This window comes from Amycolatopsis sp. NPDC059657, from assembly GCF_042734395.1.
Lineage (GTDB): Bacteria > Actinomycetota > Actinomycetes > Mycobacteriales > Pseudonocardiaceae > Amycolatopsis.
The window spans coordinates 86,893-88,316 of record NZ_JBHWEB010000030.1 but is presented as its reverse complement, the minus strand read 5'-3'; the positions used below and the strand labels follow the sequence as shown (position 1 = coordinate 88,316).

Annotated in this window: 3 protein-coding genes; 2 read left to right on the top strand and 1 reads right to left on the bottom strand. The window is 69.7% G+C overall.

The window, feature by feature from the left end; genetic code table 11:
* Positions 1–8 precede the first annotated feature (8 nt).
* Positions 9–521 carry a DinB family protein gene (locus ACFV15_RS18635; RefSeq protein WP_378351709.1) on the bottom strand — a complete coding sequence of 171 codons (513 nt, stop codon included), beginning with the start codon at positions 519–521 and terminating at the stop codon, positions 9–11.
* A gap of 46 nt (positions 522–567) precedes the next feature.
* Here ACFV15_RS18635 and ACFV15_RS18630 point away from each other — a divergent pair, with 46 nt between their 5' ends.
* The gene (locus tag ACFV15_RS18630; RefSeq protein ID WP_378351708.1) at positions 568–975 is read left to right on the top strand and encodes a fluoride efflux transporter FluC; all 408 of its coding nucleotides are present in this window, start codon (positions 568–570) and stop codon (positions 973–975) included.
* On the top strand, positions 972–1,358 hold the full coding sequence (gene crcB / locus ACFV15_RS18625; RefSeq protein ID WP_378351707.1) for a fluoride efflux transporter CrcB: 387 nt from the start codon (positions 972–974) through the stop codon (positions 1,356–1,358). The genes ACFV15_RS18630 and crcB overlap by 4 nt, the downstream gene beginning before the upstream one ends.
* The last annotated feature ends 66 nt before the right edge of the window (positions 1,359–1,424 follow it).

Genomic DNA, 1,424 nt, shown 5'->3' with positions numbered 1-1,424 from the left:
CACGACCCCTATTCGCCGACTTCGCCGTCGGCCATCTCGCGCAGGAAGTCGAGGTGGCCGAGGTGCCTGGCCGTTTCCTGGACCAGGTGCGCCAGCAGCCAGCGCACGGTGAACTCGCCCTTGCGCCGCGAGCGCTCCGAAGCCGCCATGCCGACGAGCGCGCCTTCCGACTGAGCCCATTCGGCTTGGTAAGCGGCGACCACCGAAGCCGGGGTGTCCTCGTCGGTGATGTTCCAGCTCGGGTCCGGGCTGCCGTCCCACAACGACGGCAGGTCGCTCCCGCCGCCCTCGATCGAGAACCACCAGCGCTCGGCCGCGGTCAAGTGCTTGACAACGCCGAGTGCGGTCATGCCGGGTGAAGTGGCCAGGGGCGTCGCGATCGCCTGGGACCGCGAAAGACCGGCCACCTTGTTCACCGCCGTCGCGCGCAAGAAGCGCAGGAACTCCCATTGCAGGCGCAGTTCGTCGTCGGCCAGCGTCCTCGGCCAAGCGCGCTCCACGCTCGAACTTGTGTTCGACATGGGCGGGACCCTATCAGCACCGCCGTGCTGTCTACACTGGACAGCGATGACCAAGGTGCCCGCCTCGACGCTCGCGGTGATCGCGGCGGGTGGCGCGATCGGCGCGTGCACGCGCTATGGCGCGACCCTGCTCTGGCCGACCGAAGCCACCGCGTTCCCCTGGACGACGTTCGCCATCAACATCACCGGCAGCGCTTTGCTGGGCTTCGTGCTGGTGCTGATCATCGAGCGTGCCACCGTCCATCCGCTGGTCCGGCCGTTCGTCGGGACCGGGATCATCGGCGGCTACACCACGTTCTCCACCTATGCCGTCGACGCGCAACGCCTGATCGGCAACGGCCATGCCCTCACCGCGCTCGTCTATCTCATGGCGACCCTGCTGACCGCGCTCGCCGCCGTCTGGGCGGCCGCCGTGCTGACCCGTGCCGCGCTGGGCCGGAAGGATCCCGCGTGAACTGGCTGCTGGTCATCGCCGGGGCCGTGATCGGCGCGCCGCTGCGGTATCTCACCGACCGGGCGGTGCAGACACGCCACGGCGGGGCTTTTCCGTGGGGCACTTTCGCGGTCAACATGATCGCGTGTTTCGTACTGGGCGGGCTTGCCGGCGCGACCAGTTCCGCCGCCGTTCCGCAGTGGGTCCAGCTGTTCCTGGGCACCGGGTTTTGCGCGACGCTGAGTACCTACTCGACCTTCTCCTACGAGACGCTCCGGCTGGCCGAGACCGGCGCGAAGCTCTATGCCGTGGCCAACGCCGTGATCAGCGTGGTCGCCGGGCTCGGGGGCGCGTTCCTCGGGACCGCCGTGGCCGGGGTGGGGGGGGGGGTTTTGCGGGTGTAAACCCCCGGGGCCCCCCCACCCCCCCCACGCCCCCGGGGGGTTAAACGGGTGGGGGGGGAGATTTGG

What these genes read in the sequence shown, in the direction of transcription:
- ACFV15_RS18635 (WP_378351709.1), bottom strand. Translation starts at nt 521, where the DNA reads ATGTCGAACACAAGTTCGAGCGTGGAGCGCGCTTGGCCGAGGACGCTG.
- ACFV15_RS18630 (WP_378351708.1), top strand. Translation starts at nt 568, where the DNA reads ATGACCAAGGTGCCCGCCTCGACGCTCGCGGTGATCGCGGCGGGTGGC.